Below are 15,904 nucleotides of genomic sequence, written 5' to 3' on the forward strand. Positions count from 1 at the left end.
TTAATGTGTCCTAAAAATTAATAATAATCCTACTAAAAGTACAAAATACGTTAAAGAGATTAAATCATATTTTGACCAATTCAATACACGATACTTGGTGCGTCCTTCACTACCCCGATATCCACGTGATTCCATCGCAGTCGAAAGATCAATTGCGGTTTCCAATGAATGAATAAATAATGGCACTAAAATAGGCGTTATTGCTTTGGCCCTTTTAATTAAACCGCCATCATTAAAATCTGCACCACGAGATCTTTGAGCATTCATAATCTTTAGCGTTTCATCAAATAATGTAGGTACAAATCGTAATGCAATAGAAATTACTAATGCAATTTTATCCACTGGCACTTTAAATATACTTAATGGTTTAAGCAACCATTCCATTGCATCTGCAATTTCCAATGGCATTGTCGTGACCGTCATTACAGTTGAAATTAAAATAATAAGAGTAAATCGAATAAAAATATATGCGGCATTAATTAATCCATAGCTGGAAATAGCAAATATTCCCCACTGCCAAAAAACATGCCCACCAGTCATAAAAAATAACTGTAATAGGGAAGTAAAAAAGATTAGGCCAATTAATGGTTTTACACCATTCCAAAAGACTTTTGCATTTAATCCAGTTACAATCACAGCCATTAAACAAAAGACAGTAACAATACCATAAGTTACAGGATTATTAGCTAGAAAAATTGCAAAAATAAACAGAATTGTAACTAATAATTTACCTCTAGGGTCCATTTTATAAATAAGAGAATTTCCTGGGATATATCGGCCAACAATTATCTTACTCATAAGATTTCCCCCTTTATGTTTTGGGCAATTCCATCAACCAATTGATCTAATGTTAATGGCTTATGTTTAAATTTGAAATTAGTTAATTCTGATGCAAATGCACTCGCAGTCGGCTCAGATAAATAATGATCTTTCAACCATTTTGGATTTGCAAATATTGCACGCGGTTGATCATGTTTGATTAATTTACCATGTTCCATAACCAAAACATCATCAGCAAATTCAGCCACATCATCCATATTATGTGTAACTAAAATAACCGTATGCCCCGCTTTTTGATATTCCACGAATAACTTCATCATTTCTTTTCTAGAATGCGGATCAAGACCAGCTGCAGGCTCATCCAAGCAAAGAATTTGTGGCTCTATTGCCATAACCCCTGCAATAGCAACACGTCTCATTTGACCTCCAGATAGCTCAAATGGAGATTTTGAAGCAATGTCCTTAGATAATCCTACTCTTTTTAACCATTTAATAGCTTTATGCTTAGCTTCTTCTTCATTAGCTCCAAAATTTTTAGGTCCAAATTCTATATCTTCTAAAACTGTATTTTCAAACAATTGAGTTTCTGGAAATTGAAATACTAAACTGACTTCTCGACGCAGATCCTTCAAATTTTTATTAGTAGTTTGGGGTGTAATATGATAGCCTGCTATGTCAATTGAACCTGAACTTGGTTTTAATAAAGCATTAAAATGTTGCATTAATGTAGACTTACCACTACCTGTATGACCAATCAAGGCAATAAAACTATTATCACTCAACTCAAAGGAAACATTATCCAAGCCCTTTTTTTCCATTGAAGTTCCTGGAGAATAAATATAATCTACTTTTTCAAATCTAATTGACATAGATATTGCTTCAACTCATCTTTCGTTTGTAATTCTTTAGGGATCTTGATACCCATTTCTTTTAATTTTAATTTTAATTTTTCTACAAAAGGTATATCTAATCCTATTCTTTGTAACATTTCTACTTTGCTAAAAATGTTCAAAGGCGTATCTTGATCAAGAATTTGTCCATCATTTAACACAATAACATCATCAGCCATACTTGCTTCATCAATATCATGTGTAATAGAGAGAATAGTCAAATCTTTTGCTTTCATTAAACGTCTAATTATCTTAAGAATTTGAGCTCGTCCACTAGGATCCAACATCGAAGTTGATTCATCCAAAATAATTATTTCAGGTTCTACTGCTAAAATTCCTGCAATGGCAACTCTTTGTTTTTGACCACCTGAAAGATTAGCAGGTTCTGCATCAATATAATCAAGCATACCTACCTCAGATAAAACTTGTTTGACAATTTTTATCATTTTTTGTCTAGATACACCACGGTTTTCTAAACCAAAGGCTACATCATCACCCACAGTTGCTCCTACAAATTGATTATCTGGATTTTGAAAAACTATACCAACTTTCTCTCGAATATTCCAAATATTTTTTGAATTTAAATTTAAACCTGCAACAGATATTTGACTATGAGAATTAGAATCAGGTAAAAGCAAACCATTGACTAATTTAGATATTGTTGACTTACCACTGCCATTGTGACCTATTAAAGAAATCCATGTACCCTTTTTCACCTTAAAACTAACATTCTTCAAAACTGGTCCTTTAGTTTCAGGATATGTAAATCTAACATTTTGAAAAATAATTGCATCATTAATAGGCATCATTTCACTCCCTCTTTTAAATCACTTAATAGTAATTGTAACAGAAAAAAGAGCAAAAAAAATCACCCATGAAGAGGGATGATTTTCATCATCTAAGCTAGACTAAGCTTTCGCCATCATCTTTACGCTTATTCTCACTTTCATGGATAATTCTTAATACGTATTAAGTTGTGATTATTATAAATTAAACTAATTCAAGAATAACCATTGGAGCAGCGTCACCTTTACGAGGAATAGCTAACTTCAAAATTCTGGTGTAACCACCATTACGGTCCTTGTAACGAGGTGCTACATCACTGAAAAGCTTTTGCAAAGCTGACTTAACAACAACTGCATCCTTTTCTTCGTGAATATCTGCAACTTCGTCACGTACAAATGCTGCAGCCTTTCTTCTTGAAGCTAAATCGCCGCGTTTACCTAAAGTGATCATCTTTTCGGCAGTCTTGCGAACTTCTTTAGCACGAGTTTCAGTAGTAACAATGCGTTCGTTCATGATTAATTGAGTAGTCATTTCTCTCAGCATTGCTTTTCTGTGAGCACTATCGCGACCTAATTTACGGTATGCCATGGGTTTGCCTCCTTTATTTACCTACTTAGTCTTCTTGACGAAGTGAAAGACCTAAGTCGGCTAATTTATTCTTAACTTCTTCCAATGATTTACGTCCTAAGTTACGTACACGCATCATGTCTGACTCTGTCTTATCAGTTAACTCTTGAAGAGTGTTAATGCCAGCACGTTTCAGGCAGTTATATGAGCGAACAGAAAGATCTAACTCTTCAATTGTCATTTCGAGTTTCTTTTCTTTCTTATCGTCTTCCTTTTCCACCATTACTTCGCTGAATTTAGTATTTGCATCCGCTGATTCAAATACCTTGAAATGTTCAACTAAAATCTTAGCAGCAAAACTAAGGGCGTCATTAGGCTTGATTGAACCGTCAGTCCAAATCTCAAAAGTGAGCTTGTCAAAGTCGTCTCTCTTACCGACACGAGTTGATTCAACTTGGTAATTAACTTTCTTAATTGGTGAGAACAGAGAATCAACAGGAATTACTCCGATTGGCATGTCATCACTCTTATTGTCACTTGCAGTTACATAACCCCTACCATTTTTTACGGCGAGTTCCATATGCAAGTGTCCACCTTCAGCAATGGTACAAATATATTGATCCGGATTTAAGACTTGAACGTCTGCATCAACTTTAAGATCATCAGCAGTCACTGTGGCAGGACCTTCAACGTCTAATTCAATAACCTTTTGTTCATCTGAAAGAGACTTTAATTCTAGCTTCTTTAAATTCAGAATAATCTTGGTTACATCTTCTCTGACGCCAGGAACTGTTGAGAACTCGTGTAAAACGCCATCAATTTGCACATAAACAAGTCCAGTACCTGGAATAGAAGTAAGTAAAACTCTTCTTAAAGAATTACCTAAAGTAGTACCAAAGCCTCGCTCAAGTGGTTCAACAACAAACTTACCGTAAGAATCTTCTTGTTCAACAACGGTAATATTTGGTTTTTCAAATTCAATCATTACTGGGCCCCTTTCAAAACGTAACGTCCTATATCAAGGACAAAATTAAACACGACGACGTTTTGGTGGTCTGGAACCATTGTGGGGAACTGGCGTAACGTCACGAATTGCAGTAATTTCAAGACCAGTTGCTTGAAGTGATCTAATAGCAGATTCACGACCAGCACCAGGACCTTTAACAGAAACTTCTACATGTTTCATACCTTGGTCCATTGCACTCTTAGCTGCTGCTTCTGCTGCCATTTGAGCTGCAAATGGAGTAGACTTACGACTACCCTTAAAGCCCAATGCACCAGCTGAAGACCAAGCAACTGCATTACCTTGAACGTCAGTAATCATGACTAAAGTATTATTAAACGTTGAGTGAATGTGAGCCACACCGCTTTCAACATGCTTCTTCACACGACGCTTACGTGCTGTTTTCTTTGCAGGCATCAATAAACCTCCTTATAAATAAAATTAACGGTTTCTCTTAGTACCCTTACGAGTACGAGCATTATTCTTGGTATTTTGACCACGAACTGGAAGTCCACGGCGGTGACGAATACCACGATAAGAACCAATATCAACTAAGCGCTTAATGTTCATACTTACTTCACGACGTAAGTCACCTTCAACACGGTACTTGTCGACTTCAGTACGAAGCTTTTCTTGATCTTCTGGAGTTAAATCCTTTGAACGAACGTCTTCAGACACACCAGCATCAGCACAAATCTTCTTAGCAGTTGCGTCACCAATACCATAAATGTAGGTCAAAGCGACAACGACTCTTTTATCTCTTGGTAAGTCAACACCAGCAATACGAGCCATAAACTACACCTCCTCTTTCTCTATCTATTAACCTTGACGTTGCTTGTGCTTTGGATTTGCTGAGCAAATTACCATAACACGGCCATGTCTCTTAATAACTTTACAATGTTCACACATTGGTTTAACAGATGGTCTAACCTTCATGTTTCCCTCCGTTATATTACTTTATAAACCGATACGTAATTCTACCTTTAGTTAAATCGTATGGAGACAATTCAACTGTTACACGGTCTCCTGGTAAGATACGGATATAATGCATTCTAATCTTACCGGAAACATGTGCCAAAATAGTAGCTCCATTTTCTAATTCAACTTTAAACATAGCATTAGGTAAGGTATCAACTACCTTACCTTCTACTTCAATGACATCATCTTTTGCCAAAGTTGTTCCTCCGCAATTAAACAGTCATACTTTGAAAGTATAACACGGATAAAAAATTATACAAATTTTTCTTTTATTGATTGTTACTCAATACCGCATCAATGTCTTCAAAGACTTTTTCTGGAGTTTGTTTACCATTAATTACAGTAAGCAAACCTTTCTTTTGATAAAAGTCTTTCAAAGGCGCATTCATCTTTTCATTAACTTCAAGACGATTCTTAACAACTTCTGGCTTATCATCTTCACGTTGATAAAATTCATGACCACCACAACGATCGCAAGTTCCTTCAACCTTAGGTTGTTTAGAAATCTTGTTATATGTAGCACCACAATTCTTACACATGTATCTTGCTGATAAACGCTTAATTAAAGTTTCTTCGTCAACTTCAAGCGCAATAACATTAGTCAAAGGTTTCTTTAAACGCTTGGTAATTCCTTCCAAAAGTTCTGCTTGTACAGTAGTTCTTGGAAAACCATCTAAGATATAGCCTTCTTTAATATCAGGTTGACTTAAACGTTCTTCAACTAATTTAGCAGTAACTTCATCTGGTACTAAATTACCTTTGTCAATATAGCTTTTGGCTTCAAGACCAACCTTAGTCTTATTTGCCATTGCTTCCCTAAACATATCTCCAGTTGAAATATGAGTTAAGTGATATTTATCGACGATTCTCTCTGATGCAGTACCTTTACCAGCACCAGGTAAGCCTAAAAGAATTAAGTTAATCATTTATCCGTTCCTATCTGATGAATCCAACATATTCTCTCTTCATTAACAAGCCGTTAATTTGACGAGACAACTCAAGAACAACCCCAATCACAATTAAAAGACTTGTTCCTCCTAAACCAATGGAACTTGGGAGATTCCAAAAGTTAGTGGCCAATTGAGGCAACAGAGCAACTAAGCCTAAAAATATTGAACCAACAGTTGATAATTTAATCAACATTTTCGATACATAATTCTGGGTATCCTTTCCTGGCCAAACGCTAGGAATATAAGCACCTTGTTTTTGTAAGTTTTCTGCTAGCTTCTCAGGGTTAACCTGTACAAAAGCATAGAAGAATGTAAATAAAATAATCAAAAGGGTGTAGATGATAACACCAGGGGTGGTTTGTAAGCTAAAGATTTGGTTCATTACTTTAAACCATTGTTGGTCGCCTTGGGTTCTTTGAAAGGCCATTAAAATTGTTGCCGGTGTAACGATAAACGAACTGGCGAAAATAACTGGAATAACTCCAGATACATTAACTTTTAATGGTAGAAAACTTTCAGAACCACTAATCGTCGCTCTTCTTGTGTATTGAATAGGAATACGACGATCAGCTTGTTCAACCCATGTAACTAATTGAGTTACGATAAGGATTGCAACTATAACCGCGATGAAGAACAAAATACCTTGCCAACGATCACTGGCACTATTATTAATAATTTCTTCTTTATAGATTTGCCATAAACCACTTGGTAATCTTGCAATAATACCAGCAAAGATAATTACTGATACCCCATTGCCTAAACCTTTATCGGTGATCTCATCACCTAACCATGTCAATAACATGGTACCAGCAGTCATAATAATAGCAATTTCTATATAAGTTTGTGGTGTTTGATTCTTAACCAAACCCATCTGAGTTAGAGCATTAAAACCTAATGTAATACCAATACTCTGAACAAAGGCAACAACCAAAGTCAAATATCGAGTAACTTGATTGGTTTTACGACGTCCAACTTCACCTTGCTTGCCCCACTCAACTAATGTAGGAACAATGTCCATTTGTAATAATTGAATTACAATTTGAGCAGTAATGTAAGGCGAAACCCCAAGAGAAAATATTGAATAGTTATCTAGTCCACCACCAGATACAGTATCCAGCATCGGAACCAGTCCAGTTTGAGCAACCTGCGTGATCGCCTTTGCATTAACACCGGGTACAGTAATGTTAGCACCGATCCGGTATAACAAAAGAATAAAGAGTGTGAAATAAATCTTATTTCTAATTTCTTTATCCTTAAAGGCGTTCTTCAAGGTCGAAAACATTAGATCACCTCAACAGTTCCGCCAGCGGCTTCAACTGCTTTCTTAGCAGCTGCGGAAACCTTATTAACCTTTACAGTCAATTTAACTTTCAATTCACCGTTGCCAAGTAACTTAACGCCTGATAATTCTTTCTTTACCAAACCATTTTCCTTGAGAGTTGCAACAGTTACTTCACTGCCGTCTTTGAACTTATTTAAGTCATCCAAATTTACAATTGCATATTCTTTACGGTTAATGTTCTTAAAACCACGTTTTGGCATAGTTCTGAATAATGGCATTTGACCACCTTCAAAACCCAAACGGGTATGACCGCCTTGACGAGCTAATTGACCCTTTTGACCACGGCCAGAAGTCTTACCGTAACCACTTGAAGTACCACGACCAACACGTTTTCTATTGCGACGTGAGCCTTCAGCAGATTGTAATTCATGAAGCTTCATTAATTTGGCACCTCCTTGATATCTTATTTATTAATCTCTTCAACAGAGATTAAGTGAGCAATTTTCAATAATGCACCACGAGTAGCAGCGTTGTCTGGAAGAACAACAGTACTATCTACTCTACCTAAACCGAGAGCTTTAACGATTTGTCTTTGCTTAGGTAGACGGTGAGCAACACTTCTAATTAAAGTAATCTTTAAATCAGTCATCTATGATCTCCCTAATCTAAGCTCTTTCAGGTTGACGAAGCTTATTAACTTCTTCGCTAGTTCTAAGCTTCTTCAAGCCATCGATAGTAGCACGAACAACGTTGATTGGTGTATTAGAACCAAGTGACTTTGAAGTTACGTCTGAGATACCAGCCATGTCCATAACAATACGTACGGCACCACCAGCAGCAACACCAGAACCAGCTTCAGCAGGTTTTAACAAAATGTGACCTGAACCGTAGTGACCAATAACTTCATGAGGAATAGTAGTACCAACTTTAGGTACGTTGATCATTTTCTTCTTACCGTCTTCTACAGCCTTACGGATTGCTTCTGGGACTTCTTGAGCTTTACCAGTACCAAAACCTACACGGCCTTTCTTGTCGCCAACAACAACAAGAGCAGCAAATCTCATGCGACGGCCACCTTTAACAACCTTAGTAATACGGTTGACAGCGACTAATTGATCTTCGATATCATCTTTGTTTCTGCGATTATTACGAGAATCATTGCGGTTTGCCATGTGTTAATTCTCCTTTCCTAGAAATCTAATCCGTTTTCACGAGCAGCATCAGCTAATGCTTGAATACGGCCGTGGTATAAGTAACCACTTCTGTCAAATACAACAGTAGAAATGTTCTTTGCCTTTGCAGCTTCGGCAATTGCCTTACCTACAGCAGCAGCTTGTTCTACCTTAGTTGCATCTTCTGATACGTTTTCATCCAAAGTTGAGGCGCTTGCAAGCGTAACACCCGCTACGTCATCAATTAATTGAGCGTAGATGTTTTTATTTGAACGAAAAATGCTTAAGCGTGGGCGCTCAGCAGTACCAGAAATTTTACCACGAATACGTTTGTGACGCTTTAAGCGTAACTTGTTTTTATCTGGTTTAGAAATCACAATTTCACCTCAAAAATAACTACTTATTACTTACCAGTCTTACCTTCCTTACGACGTACATATTCGTCAACATAACGAATACCTTTACCCTTGTAAGGTTCTGGTGGACGTACGGCGCGGATTTCAGCTGCAAATTGACCTACATCTTGTTTTGAAACACCTTCAACTTCTACATCAGTTGCTGAAGTTGCCTTTACTGATACACCTTCTGGTGCAGTCAATACAACTGGGTGTGAGTAACCAACATTTAAAGTAATCTTGTTGCCTTGTGCTTGTGCACGGTAACCAACACCGATTAACTTCAAATTCTTCTTGTAACCATCAACTACACCTTCGATCATTGAAGCCAAGTTAGCTCTTTCAGTACCGTGAAGTGCTTTATCATTTTCACTTGAACGTGAGAAGTTGATCTTACCATCTTTTTGTTCAAAAGTGATCTTTGGATCGAAGTATCTAGTTAATTCACCCTTAGGGCCCTTAACAGTAATGTTGTCGCCTTCTTTGGTAACAGTGACACTGTCAGGGACTTCAATAGTCTTTAAACCGATTCGGCTCATTGATTGTTCTCCTTTCTGTCAGTATTACCAAACGTAGGCAATTACTTCGCCGCCAACGTTCTTTTGTCTTGCTTCCTTGTCGGTAATAACACCAGCAGAAGTAGAAACGATGGCAATGCCCAAGCCATTGAGAACTTTAGGTAAGTCTTCAGCGCTAACGTAATTTCTAAGACCTGGCTTAGAAATACGCTTCAAACCTGAAATGACACGTTCTCCATTTGGACCATATTTCAAAAATACCTTGATAACGCCTTGTTTGTTGTCATCTGCAACTTCGTAATCACGGATGAAACCTTCACGCTTCAAAATCTCTGAAATTGACTTTTTAATGTTTGATGCAGGAATTTCAACTGAATCGTGTTTTGCCATGTTGGCATTTCTGATTCTAGTCAAGTAATCTGCGATTGGATCTGTCATGACCATTTAAGCTATCCTCCTAACCGTATACTACCAACTAGCCTTTTTAAGACCAGGGATTTGACCCTTGTGTGCTAATTCCTTTAAGCAAATACGGCATAAACCGAATTTACGGTATACGGAGTGTGGACGACCACATCTCTCGCAACGTGTATATTCGCGTGAAGAGAACTTAGCAGGACGACGATTTCTGATTTTTTGTGATGTTTTAGCCATTAATGTCCTCCACTATCTTGCAAACGGCATACCAAATTGACTCAAAAGTTCACGAGCTTCTTCATCAGTATTGGCAGTAGTTACAATAACAATGTCTAAACCTCTAGTACGGTTAACCTTATCAAAATCGATTTCTGGGAAAATCAATTGTTCCTTAACACCTAAAGTGTAGTTACCACGACCATCAAATGAACGAGTTGATACACCACGGAAGTCACGAACACGTGGAAGAGAAACATTGATTAACTTGTATAAGAAGTCATACATTCTGTCTCCTCTAAGAGTAACCTTAGCACCGATAGACATACCTTCACGTAAACGGAAGTTAGCGATTGACTTCTTAGCCTTAGTAATTAATGGCTTTTGGCCTGAAATCAAAGTTAATTCTTCAACAGCTTCGTCCAAGTTCTTGGCGTTAGAAACAGCGTCACCAACACCCATGTTCAAAACGATCTTATCGATCTTAGGGATTTGCATTGATGAGCTGTAGTTAAACTTTTCTTCTAATGCAGGAGCTACTTTTTCTTTGTATTCTTCAGCTAAATAACTTGCCATTTGTGTCCTCCCTTCTACTTATCTTCTTTTTTACTAATTACTTTAACGTTTGATGCGTGAATTGAACCTTCTGATTCAACTACACCACCATTAGCGTTGGCTTGAGAAGGCTTTTGGTGCTTCTTAATCTTGTTAACGCCCTTAACAACTACGCGGTTCTTCTTAACGTTAACAGAAAGAACAGTACCTTCCTTACCCTTATCTTTTCCGGCAATAACTTTTACTTTGTCACCAGTTTTAACGAACATCAGTGCACCTCACTATCAATTATAAGACTTCAGGAGCAAGAGAGACGATCTTCATAAAGTCGTGCTCACGTAACTCACGTGCAACTGGCCCAAAGATACGAGTACCACGTGGGCTCTTATCTGCGTTAATAATTACGCCAGCATTTTCGTCGAATTTGATGTATGAACCATCTTCACGACGTGCACCTGATTTGGTTCTAACAATAACAGCTTTTACAACGTCGCCCTTTTTGACAACGCCACCTGGTGTTGCTTGTTTAACAGTACATACTACGATGTCACCGATGTTACCAGTCTTACGCTTTGAACCACCTAAGACTCTAATAACTAAAAGTTCTCTGGCACCAGAGTTATCAGCAACCTTTAAACGGGATTCGTTTTGAATCACTGTGTAATCCTCCCCTCACTAAATCCGCAAACTAAACAGATTTCTTAACAATCTTTACTAAACGGAAGCGCTTCTTACGAGATAATGGACGGGTTTCCATGATACGTACAGTATCGCCAACTTTAGCTTCGTTATTTTCGTCTTGTGCGTAGTACTTCTTTGAATATCTAATACGCTTGTTGTAAACAGGGTGGTTCTTGTAAGTGTCAACAACTACAACAATAGTCTTGTCCATCTTATCAGAAACTACACGACCTTGGTATACGTGACGACGATTTCTTTCGTTTGTTTCGCTCAAGTTAATAGCTCCCTTCCATTAATTGTTTTCTAACGCTTTTTCGCTCAGAATAGTCTTAATTCTGGCGATATTCTTGCGGACTTTGCTCAAGCGAGCGGTATTTTCTAATTGACCCGTTGCTTGTTGGAAACGCAAATTAAAGAGCTCTTCTTTATATTGCTTTTCTTTTTCTAACATTTCATCAGTGGTTAATGCTCTGATATCTTTAGCCTTCATTAGATTCGCCACCTACTTCCGAACTTCTAGTTACAAACTTAGTCTTAATTGGTAACTTAGTTGAAGCAAGACGTAAAGCTTCACGAGCAGTTGCTTCATCAACACCACCAATTTCAAACATAATCTTTTCTCTCTTAACTACAGCTACCCAACCTGCTGGTGCACCTTTACCAGAACCCATACGTACACCAACACCTTTAGCAGTGTATGACTTTTGAGGGAAAATTCTAATCCAAACCTTACCGCCACGCTTCATGTAACGTGTCATAGCAACACGGGCAGCTTCGATTTGACGGTTAGTAATCCAGTGTGATTCGAGGGCTTCAAGACCATAGTCACCAAAGGCAATATATTTACCACCTTTAGCAGCACCACGCATCTTACCACGGAATTCACGACGGTGTTTTACTCGTTTTGGTACTAAAGGCATTATTTATTTCCTCCCTTCGCTGGCTTTGAAGCTGGCTTATTCTTACGAGTAGGTAAGATTTCACCACGGTTAATCCATACTTGAACACCAATTTCACCATAAGTAGTGAAGGCATTTACCCAAGCATAGTCAATATCAGCTCTCAAAGTTTGTAATGGAACACGACCTTCTGTGTGCCATTCTCTTCTTGCCATATCGGCACCGTTCAAACGACCTGAAGTTTGAACCTTAATACCCTTGGCACCAGCACGCATAGCTCTTTGAGTAGCTTGACGCATAGCACGTCTGAAAGCAATACGAGCTTCAAGTTGACGAGCAATACCATCTGCTACTAATTTAGCATCAAGATCTGGCTTCTTAATTTCGACAATATTAATGTGAACTTGCTTACCAGTCAAAGCATTCAATTGTTTTCTTAAAGCTTCAACTTCAGAACCACCTTTACCAATTACCATACCTGGCTTAGCAGTATGAATTGAAATGTTGATTCTCTTAGCTGCACGTTCAATTTCAACAGTGGATACTGAAGCATCCTTCAACTTTTCTGAAATAAACTTTCTGATTCGAAGGTCTTCGTTTAAATTTTCTTTGTATCCTTTGTCAGCATACCATTTTGATTCCCAATCACGGATGACACCGAGACGAAAACCGTTTGGGTTAATCTTTTGACCCATTAATATACCTCCCTTAATCGTTCTTTTCTGAAACTACTACAACTACGTGACTGGTTCTCTTGTTAATTGGAGAAGCCATACCCTTAGCACGTGGACGGAATCTCTTCAAGGTTGCACCTTCGTTTACGTAAGCTTCTGATACGTAAAGGTTAGCACTTTCGAGATCGTAGTTGTGTTCTGCGTTAGCAATAGCTGAACGTAAAACTTTTTCAACGATTGGGGAAGCAGCTCTAGGCGTAAATTCTAAGATTGCTAATGCTTCAGCAACGCTCTTGCCACGAATTAAGTCAACGACTAAGCGAGCTTTTCTTGGAGCAATACGAACAGTTCTTGCTTCAGCCTTAGCTGAACTAATTTGTTCTGCCATTTAGATGTTTCTCCTTCCTCTAAGCTTGTGTTGTGGCTTTATCTTCAGTGGATCTGTGTCCGTGGAAAGTTCTTGTTGGAACAAATTCACCTAACTTATGACCAACCATGTCTTCAGTAATGTAAACTGGAACATGTTTTCTACCATCGTAAACAGCTATAGTCAAACCAACAAAGGAAGGGAAAATAGTTGAACGACGTGACCAAGTCTTAATAACTTGCTTCTTATCTGCATTTGCTTGTGCATCAACCTTCTTTAACAATGATGCATCAGCAAAAGGACCTTTTTTAATACTACGGCTCATTAATTAACCCTCCTTCTATTACTTGCTACCTTTACGGTGACGAATGATTAACTTCTCGCTGGCCTTCTTGGTATCTCTAGTCTTAATACCACGTGCCTTCTTACCCCATGGAGTCATAGGTTGTGGACGACCAACTGGAGCCTTACCTTCACCACCACCATGTGGGTGATCGTTAGGGTTCATTACAGAACCACGTGATTGAGGACGCTTGCCTAACCAACGCTTACGACCAGCTTTACCTAATTGAATTAATGAGTGTTGTTCATTACCAACAATACCAACAGTAGCACGGCATGATGATAAAATCTTACGAACTTCACCACTTTGTAATCTTACTAAAGTGTAGTCACCATCATTACCCAAAACTTGAGCAGAAGCACCAGCACTTCTTACAAGTTGACCACCTTTACCTGGCTTTAATTCAATGTTGTGAATTGAAGTACCAGTTGGGATATTCTTTAACTCTAAAGCGTTACCTGGCTTAATGTCAACTGAATCACCTGATTCAACAACATCGCCAACTTTTAAGCCCTTAGGTGCCAAGATGTAAGCCTTGATACCATCAGTGTAGTGAAGCAAAGCAATGTTAGCAGTTCTATTTGGATCGTATTCGATACCCTTTACAACTGCCTTTGCGTTATCCTTATTACGCTTAAAGTCGATGATACGGTATTTTTGTTTGTGACCACCACCACGGTGTCTTACAGTGATATGACCATATGAGTTACGACCTGCAGTATGTGATTGTGATTCAAGTAAAGTCTTTTCAGGCTTTGTCTTGGTAATCTCAGCAAAGTCGGAAGAAGTCATATGACGACGACCATTCGTGGTTGGCTTGTAAATCTTAATAGCCAATTGACTGACCTCCTATTACTTGTTGTCTTCTTTATCTTCGTCTTGGAAAATCTTGATGTCGTTTGAATCGTTAGTTAAAGTAACGATAGCTTTTCTACGACGAGCAGTTTTACCAGTGTAACGACCTACTCGCTTGTCTTTACCGCGAACGTTCATAATGTTAACGCTCTTTACTTTAACATCGAAGATTTCTTCAACAGCATTGCGAACTTGTGTCTTGGTTGCAGTTAAAAGCACGTCGAATGTGTACTTCTTATCATCCATTAAGTTCGTGGACTTTTCAGTAATGACAGGTCTTAAAATGATATCGCGTGCGTCCATTAAGCCAAAACCTCCTCGATCTTCTTAACAGCATCTTGAGTTAAGATTAACTTGCCGTAGTTAACAGCATCTTCAACATTTAAGCCATTAACTGGAACAACCTTAACCTTAGTCAAGTTTCTTGCGGAAAGTTGTACATTGTTGTCATCTGAAACAATTAAAACCTTACCGTCAGCATTTAAACTGCTTAACATTGATACTAATTCTTTAGTCTTAGGAGCTGACATAGTCAACTTGTCTAAAACAATCAAATCCTTATCAATCAACTTTTGGGAAAGAACTGACTTAATAGCCAAACGACGTTGCTTTCTTGGCATCGTGTATGCGTATGAACGTGGAGTTGGGCCAAATACTGTACCACCACCACGCCATTGTGGAGCTCTGATAGAACCTTGACGAGCACGACCAGTACCCTTTTGTCTCCAAGGCTTCTTACCACCACCGCGAACGACAGATCTGTTCTTAACCTTTGAGGTACCTTGACGTTTGCCGGCTCTTTGTCTAATAATTGCTTCAAAAACGACACTATCGTTAGGTTCAATACCAAAAACTTTATCGTTTAAAGTAACTTCACCAGAGTCTTTACCGTTTTGATCCATAACTTTTAAATTAGCCATTCTAGTCCTCCTTCCTATTTATCAGCCTTAACAGCTTTAGAAGCAGTCTTAACAACGATCAATGAGTTCTTAGCACCTGGGACATTACCCTTAATCATTAATACGTTCTTGTCTGCAACAACTTTTTCAATTACTAAGTTTTCAATGGTAACTTTCTTCACACCCATGTGACCTGGCAAACGCTTGCCCTTTGGTACACGGTTAATGATGGAACCCATTGAACCAGGAATTCTGTGGTATCTTGAACCGTGTGTTTCTGGTCCTCTTGATTGGCCCCAACGCTTGATGTTACCTTGGTATCCATGACCTCTTGAAGTACCAGTAACGTTTACAACGTCACCTTCCTTGAATGTATCCACAGTAACTTCTGAGCCGACTTCATAGTCCTTAAGCTCAACACCGCGGATTTCCCGAATGAAGCGCTTAGGCGAAGTCTTTGCTTTATCAGCATGACCTTTTTCTGGTTTGTTGCTCAAAACTTCACGCTTGTCTTGGTAACCTAATTGAACAGCTTCGTAACCGTCTGATTCAACAGTCTTAACTTGCATAACAACGTTAGGAGTTGCTTCTACAACAGTTACAGGAACAAGGACACCATCTTTAGTAAAGATTTGAGTCATACCAACTTTTCTTCCTAAGATTCCTTTGGTCATGTT

The 15,904-nt window shown here is 38.3% G+C and carries 31 protein-coding genes; all 31 read right to left on the reverse strand.

What is annotated here, in order from left to right:
- The 31 genes from FC57_RS01365 to rplC all read right to left on the reverse strand — a co-directional run bounded on the left by FC57_RS01365 (nt 1) and on the right by rplC (nt 15,901).
- On the reverse strand, nt 1-798 hold the full coding sequence (locus FC57_RS01365) for an energy-coupling factor transporter transmembrane component T family protein (RefSeq protein ID WP_007126819.1): 798 nt from the start codon (nt 796-798) through the stop codon (nt 1-3).
- A complete protein-coding gene (locus tag FC57_RS01370) occupies nt 795-1,649 on the reverse strand; it encodes an energy-coupling factor transporter ATPase (protein ID WP_007126818.1) in 855 nt (284 codons plus the stop codon). Before FC57_RS01370 ends, FC57_RS01365 begins: the two co-directional genes overlap by 4 nt.
- Nucleotides 1,625-2,476: an energy-coupling factor transporter ATPase gene (locus FC57_RS01375; RefSeq protein WP_007126817.1), complete on the reverse strand. Its 852-nt coding sequence runs from the start codon at nt 2,474-2,476 to the stop codon at nt 1,625-1,627. Before FC57_RS01375 ends, FC57_RS01370 begins: the two co-directional genes overlap by 25 nt.
- A 184-nt stretch (nt 2,477-2,660) precedes the next feature.
- Nucleotides 2,661-3,044: a 50S ribosomal protein L17 gene (gene rplQ, locus FC57_RS01380; RefSeq protein ID WP_007126816.1), complete on the reverse strand. Its 384-nt coding sequence runs from the start codon at nt 3,042-3,044 to the stop codon at nt 2,661-2,663.
- Nucleotides 3,045-3,069: 25 nt separating this feature from the next.
- A complete protein-coding gene (locus FC57_RS01385; RefSeq protein ID WP_007126815.1) occupies nt 3,070-4,008 on the reverse strand; it encodes a DNA-directed RNA polymerase subunit alpha in 939 nt (312 codons plus the stop codon).
- A 45-nt stretch (nt 4,009-4,053) separates the two neighbouring features.
- The gene (gene rpsK / locus FC57_RS01390; RefSeq protein WP_003625817.1) at nt 4,054-4,443 is read right to left on the reverse strand and encodes a 30S ribosomal protein S11; all 390 of its coding nucleotides are present in this window, start codon (nt 4,441-4,443) and stop codon (nt 4,054-4,056) included.
- Nucleotides 4,444-4,467: 24 nt separating this feature from the next.
- The gene (gene rpsM, locus FC57_RS01395; RefSeq protein ID WP_007126814.1) at nt 4,468-4,818 is read right to left on the reverse strand and encodes a 30S ribosomal protein S13; all 351 of its coding nucleotides are present in this window, start codon (nt 4,816-4,818) and stop codon (nt 4,468-4,470) included.
- Between the two features lie 27 nt (nt 4,819-4,845).
- Nucleotides 4,846-4,962, reverse strand: coding sequence for a 50S ribosomal protein L36 (rpmJ, locus tag FC57_RS01400; RefSeq protein ID WP_005721621.1), 117 nt, complete (start codon nt 4,960-4,962; stop codon nt 4,846-4,848).
- Between the two features lie 16 nt (nt 4,963-4,978).
- Nucleotides 4,979-5,200: a translation initiation factor IF-1 gene (gene infA / locus FC57_RS01405; protein ID WP_002878178.1), complete on the reverse strand. Its 222-nt coding sequence runs from the start codon at nt 5,198-5,200 to the stop codon at nt 4,979-4,981.
- 73 nt (nt 5,201-5,273) lie between these two features.
- Nucleotides 5,274-5,930 (reverse strand): adenylate kinase, encoded by a 657-nt coding sequence (locus tag FC57_RS01410; RefSeq protein WP_007126813.1) that lies wholly within the window; start codon nt 5,928-5,930, stop codon nt 5,274-5,276.
- Nucleotides 5,931-5,940: 10 nt separating this feature from the next.
- Nucleotides 5,941-7,236 (reverse strand): preprotein translocase subunit SecY, encoded by a 1,296-nt coding sequence (gene secY, locus FC57_RS01415; RefSeq protein ID WP_007126812.1) that lies wholly within the window; start codon nt 7,234-7,236, stop codon nt 5,941-5,943.
- Entirely contained in the window at nt 7,236-7,676 is a 441-nt protein-coding gene (rplO, locus tag FC57_RS01420) for a 50S ribosomal protein L15 (protein ID WP_007126811.1), read from the reverse strand. The genes secY and rplO overlap by 1 nt, the downstream gene beginning before the upstream one ends.
- A 23-nt stretch (nt 7,677-7,699) precedes the next feature.
- A complete protein-coding gene (gene rpmD, locus FC57_RS01425) occupies nt 7,700-7,885 on the reverse strand; it encodes a 50S ribosomal protein L30 (RefSeq protein ID WP_007126810.1) in 186 nt (61 codons plus the stop codon).
- Nucleotides 7,886-7,901: 16 nt separating this feature from the next.
- Nucleotides 7,902-8,408: a 30S ribosomal protein S5 gene (rpsE, locus tag FC57_RS01430; RefSeq protein ID WP_007126809.1), complete on the reverse strand. Its 507-nt coding sequence runs from the start codon at nt 8,406-8,408 to the stop codon at nt 7,902-7,904.
- A gap of 17 nt (nt 8,409-8,425) precedes the next feature.
- Entirely contained in the window at nt 8,426-8,785 is a 360-nt protein-coding gene (gene rplR, locus FC57_RS01435) for a 50S ribosomal protein L18 (RefSeq protein WP_007126808.1), read from the reverse strand.
- A gap of 26 nt (nt 8,786-8,811) precedes the next feature.
- A complete protein-coding gene (gene rplF / locus FC57_RS01440) occupies nt 8,812-9,342 on the reverse strand; it encodes a 50S ribosomal protein L6 (protein WP_007126807.1) in 531 nt (176 codons plus the stop codon).
- Nucleotides 9,343-9,366: 24 nt separating this feature from the next.
- Nucleotides 9,367-9,765, reverse strand: a complete 399-nt coding sequence (rpsH, locus tag FC57_RS01445) for a 30S ribosomal protein S8 (protein ID WP_003625802.1) — start codon at nt 9,763-9,765, stop codon at nt 9,367-9,369.
- 24 nt (nt 9,766-9,789) lie between these two features.
- The gene (locus FC57_RS01450) at nt 9,790-9,975 is read right to left on the reverse strand and encodes a type Z 30S ribosomal protein S14 (protein ID WP_003549037.1); all 186 of its coding nucleotides are present in this window, start codon (nt 9,973-9,975) and stop codon (nt 9,790-9,792) included.
- A gap of 12 nt (nt 9,976-9,987) precedes the next feature.
- Entirely contained in the window at nt 9,988-10,530 is a 543-nt protein-coding gene (gene rplE, locus FC57_RS01455) for a 50S ribosomal protein L5 (protein WP_007126806.1), read from the reverse strand.
- Between the two features lie 14 nt (nt 10,531-10,544).
- Nucleotides 10,545-10,778: a 50S ribosomal protein L24 gene (gene rplX, locus FC57_RS01460; RefSeq protein WP_007126805.1), complete on the reverse strand. Its 234-nt coding sequence runs from the start codon at nt 10,776-10,778 to the stop codon at nt 10,545-10,547.
- Between the two features lie 19 nt (nt 10,779-10,797).
- A complete protein-coding gene (gene rplN / locus FC57_RS01465; RefSeq protein WP_007126804.1) occupies nt 10,798-11,166 on the reverse strand; it encodes a 50S ribosomal protein L14 in 369 nt (122 codons plus the stop codon).
- Between the two features lie 31 nt (nt 11,167-11,197).
- Nucleotides 11,198-11,464 (reverse strand): 30S ribosomal protein S17, encoded by a 267-nt coding sequence (gene rpsQ / locus FC57_RS01470; protein ID WP_005721626.1) that lies wholly within the window; start codon nt 11,462-11,464, stop codon nt 11,198-11,200.
- A gap of 18 nt (nt 11,465-11,482) precedes the next feature.
- Nucleotides 11,483-11,680, reverse strand: coding sequence for a 50S ribosomal protein L29 (rpmC, locus tag FC57_RS01475; RefSeq protein WP_003549032.1), 198 nt, complete (start codon nt 11,678-11,680; stop codon nt 11,483-11,485).
- Nucleotides 11,670-12,110, reverse strand: coding sequence for a 50S ribosomal protein L16 (gene rplP, locus FC57_RS01480; protein WP_007126803.1), 441 nt, complete (start codon nt 12,108-12,110; stop codon nt 11,670-11,672). Before rplP ends, rpmC begins: the two co-directional genes overlap by 11 nt.
- Complete coding sequence (rpsC, locus tag FC57_RS01485; RefSeq protein WP_007126802.1) at nt 12,110-12,784, reverse strand: 30S ribosomal protein S3; 675 nt, start codon at nt 12,782-12,784, stop codon at nt 12,110-12,112. Before rpsC ends, rplP begins: the two co-directional genes overlap by 1 nt.
- 13 nt (nt 12,785-12,797) lie before the next feature.
- A complete protein-coding gene (gene rplV, locus FC57_RS01490) occupies nt 12,798-13,151 on the reverse strand; it encodes a 50S ribosomal protein L22 (RefSeq protein ID WP_003625788.1) in 354 nt (117 codons plus the stop codon).
- A 19-nt stretch (nt 13,152-13,170) separates the two neighbouring features.
- Nucleotides 13,171-13,455 carry a 30S ribosomal protein S19 gene (rpsS, locus tag FC57_RS01495; protein WP_007126801.1) on the reverse strand — a complete coding sequence of 95 codons (285 nt, stop codon included), beginning with the start codon at nt 13,453-13,455 and terminating at the stop codon, nt 13,171-13,173.
- Nucleotides 13,456-13,473: 18 nt separating this feature from the next.
- A complete protein-coding gene (gene rplB, locus FC57_RS01500; RefSeq protein ID WP_040530000.1) occupies nt 13,474-14,310 on the reverse strand; it encodes a 50S ribosomal protein L2 in 837 nt (278 codons plus the stop codon).
- 15 nt (nt 14,311-14,325) lie between these two features.
- Entirely contained in the window at nt 14,326-14,631 is a 306-nt protein-coding gene (gene rplW, locus FC57_RS01505) for a 50S ribosomal protein L23 (protein WP_007126799.1), read from the reverse strand.
- On the reverse strand, nt 14,631-15,248 hold the full coding sequence (gene rplD, locus FC57_RS01510) for a 50S ribosomal protein L4 (protein ID WP_007126798.1): 618 nt from the start codon (nt 15,246-15,248) through the stop codon (nt 14,631-14,633). Before rplD ends, rplW begins: the two co-directional genes overlap by 1 nt.
- A 14-nt stretch (nt 15,249-15,262) precedes the next feature.
- Nucleotides 15,263-15,901, reverse strand: a complete 639-nt coding sequence (gene rplC, locus FC57_RS01515; RefSeq protein ID WP_005720335.1) for a 50S ribosomal protein L3 — start codon at nt 15,899-15,901, stop codon at nt 15,263-15,265.
- Nucleotides 15,902-15,904 lie beyond the last annotated feature (3 nt).

The organism is Lactobacillus ultunensis DSM 16047, assembly GCF_001436305.1.
GTDB lineage: Bacteria > Bacillota > Bacilli > Lactobacillales > Lactobacillaceae > Lactobacillus > Lactobacillus ultunensis.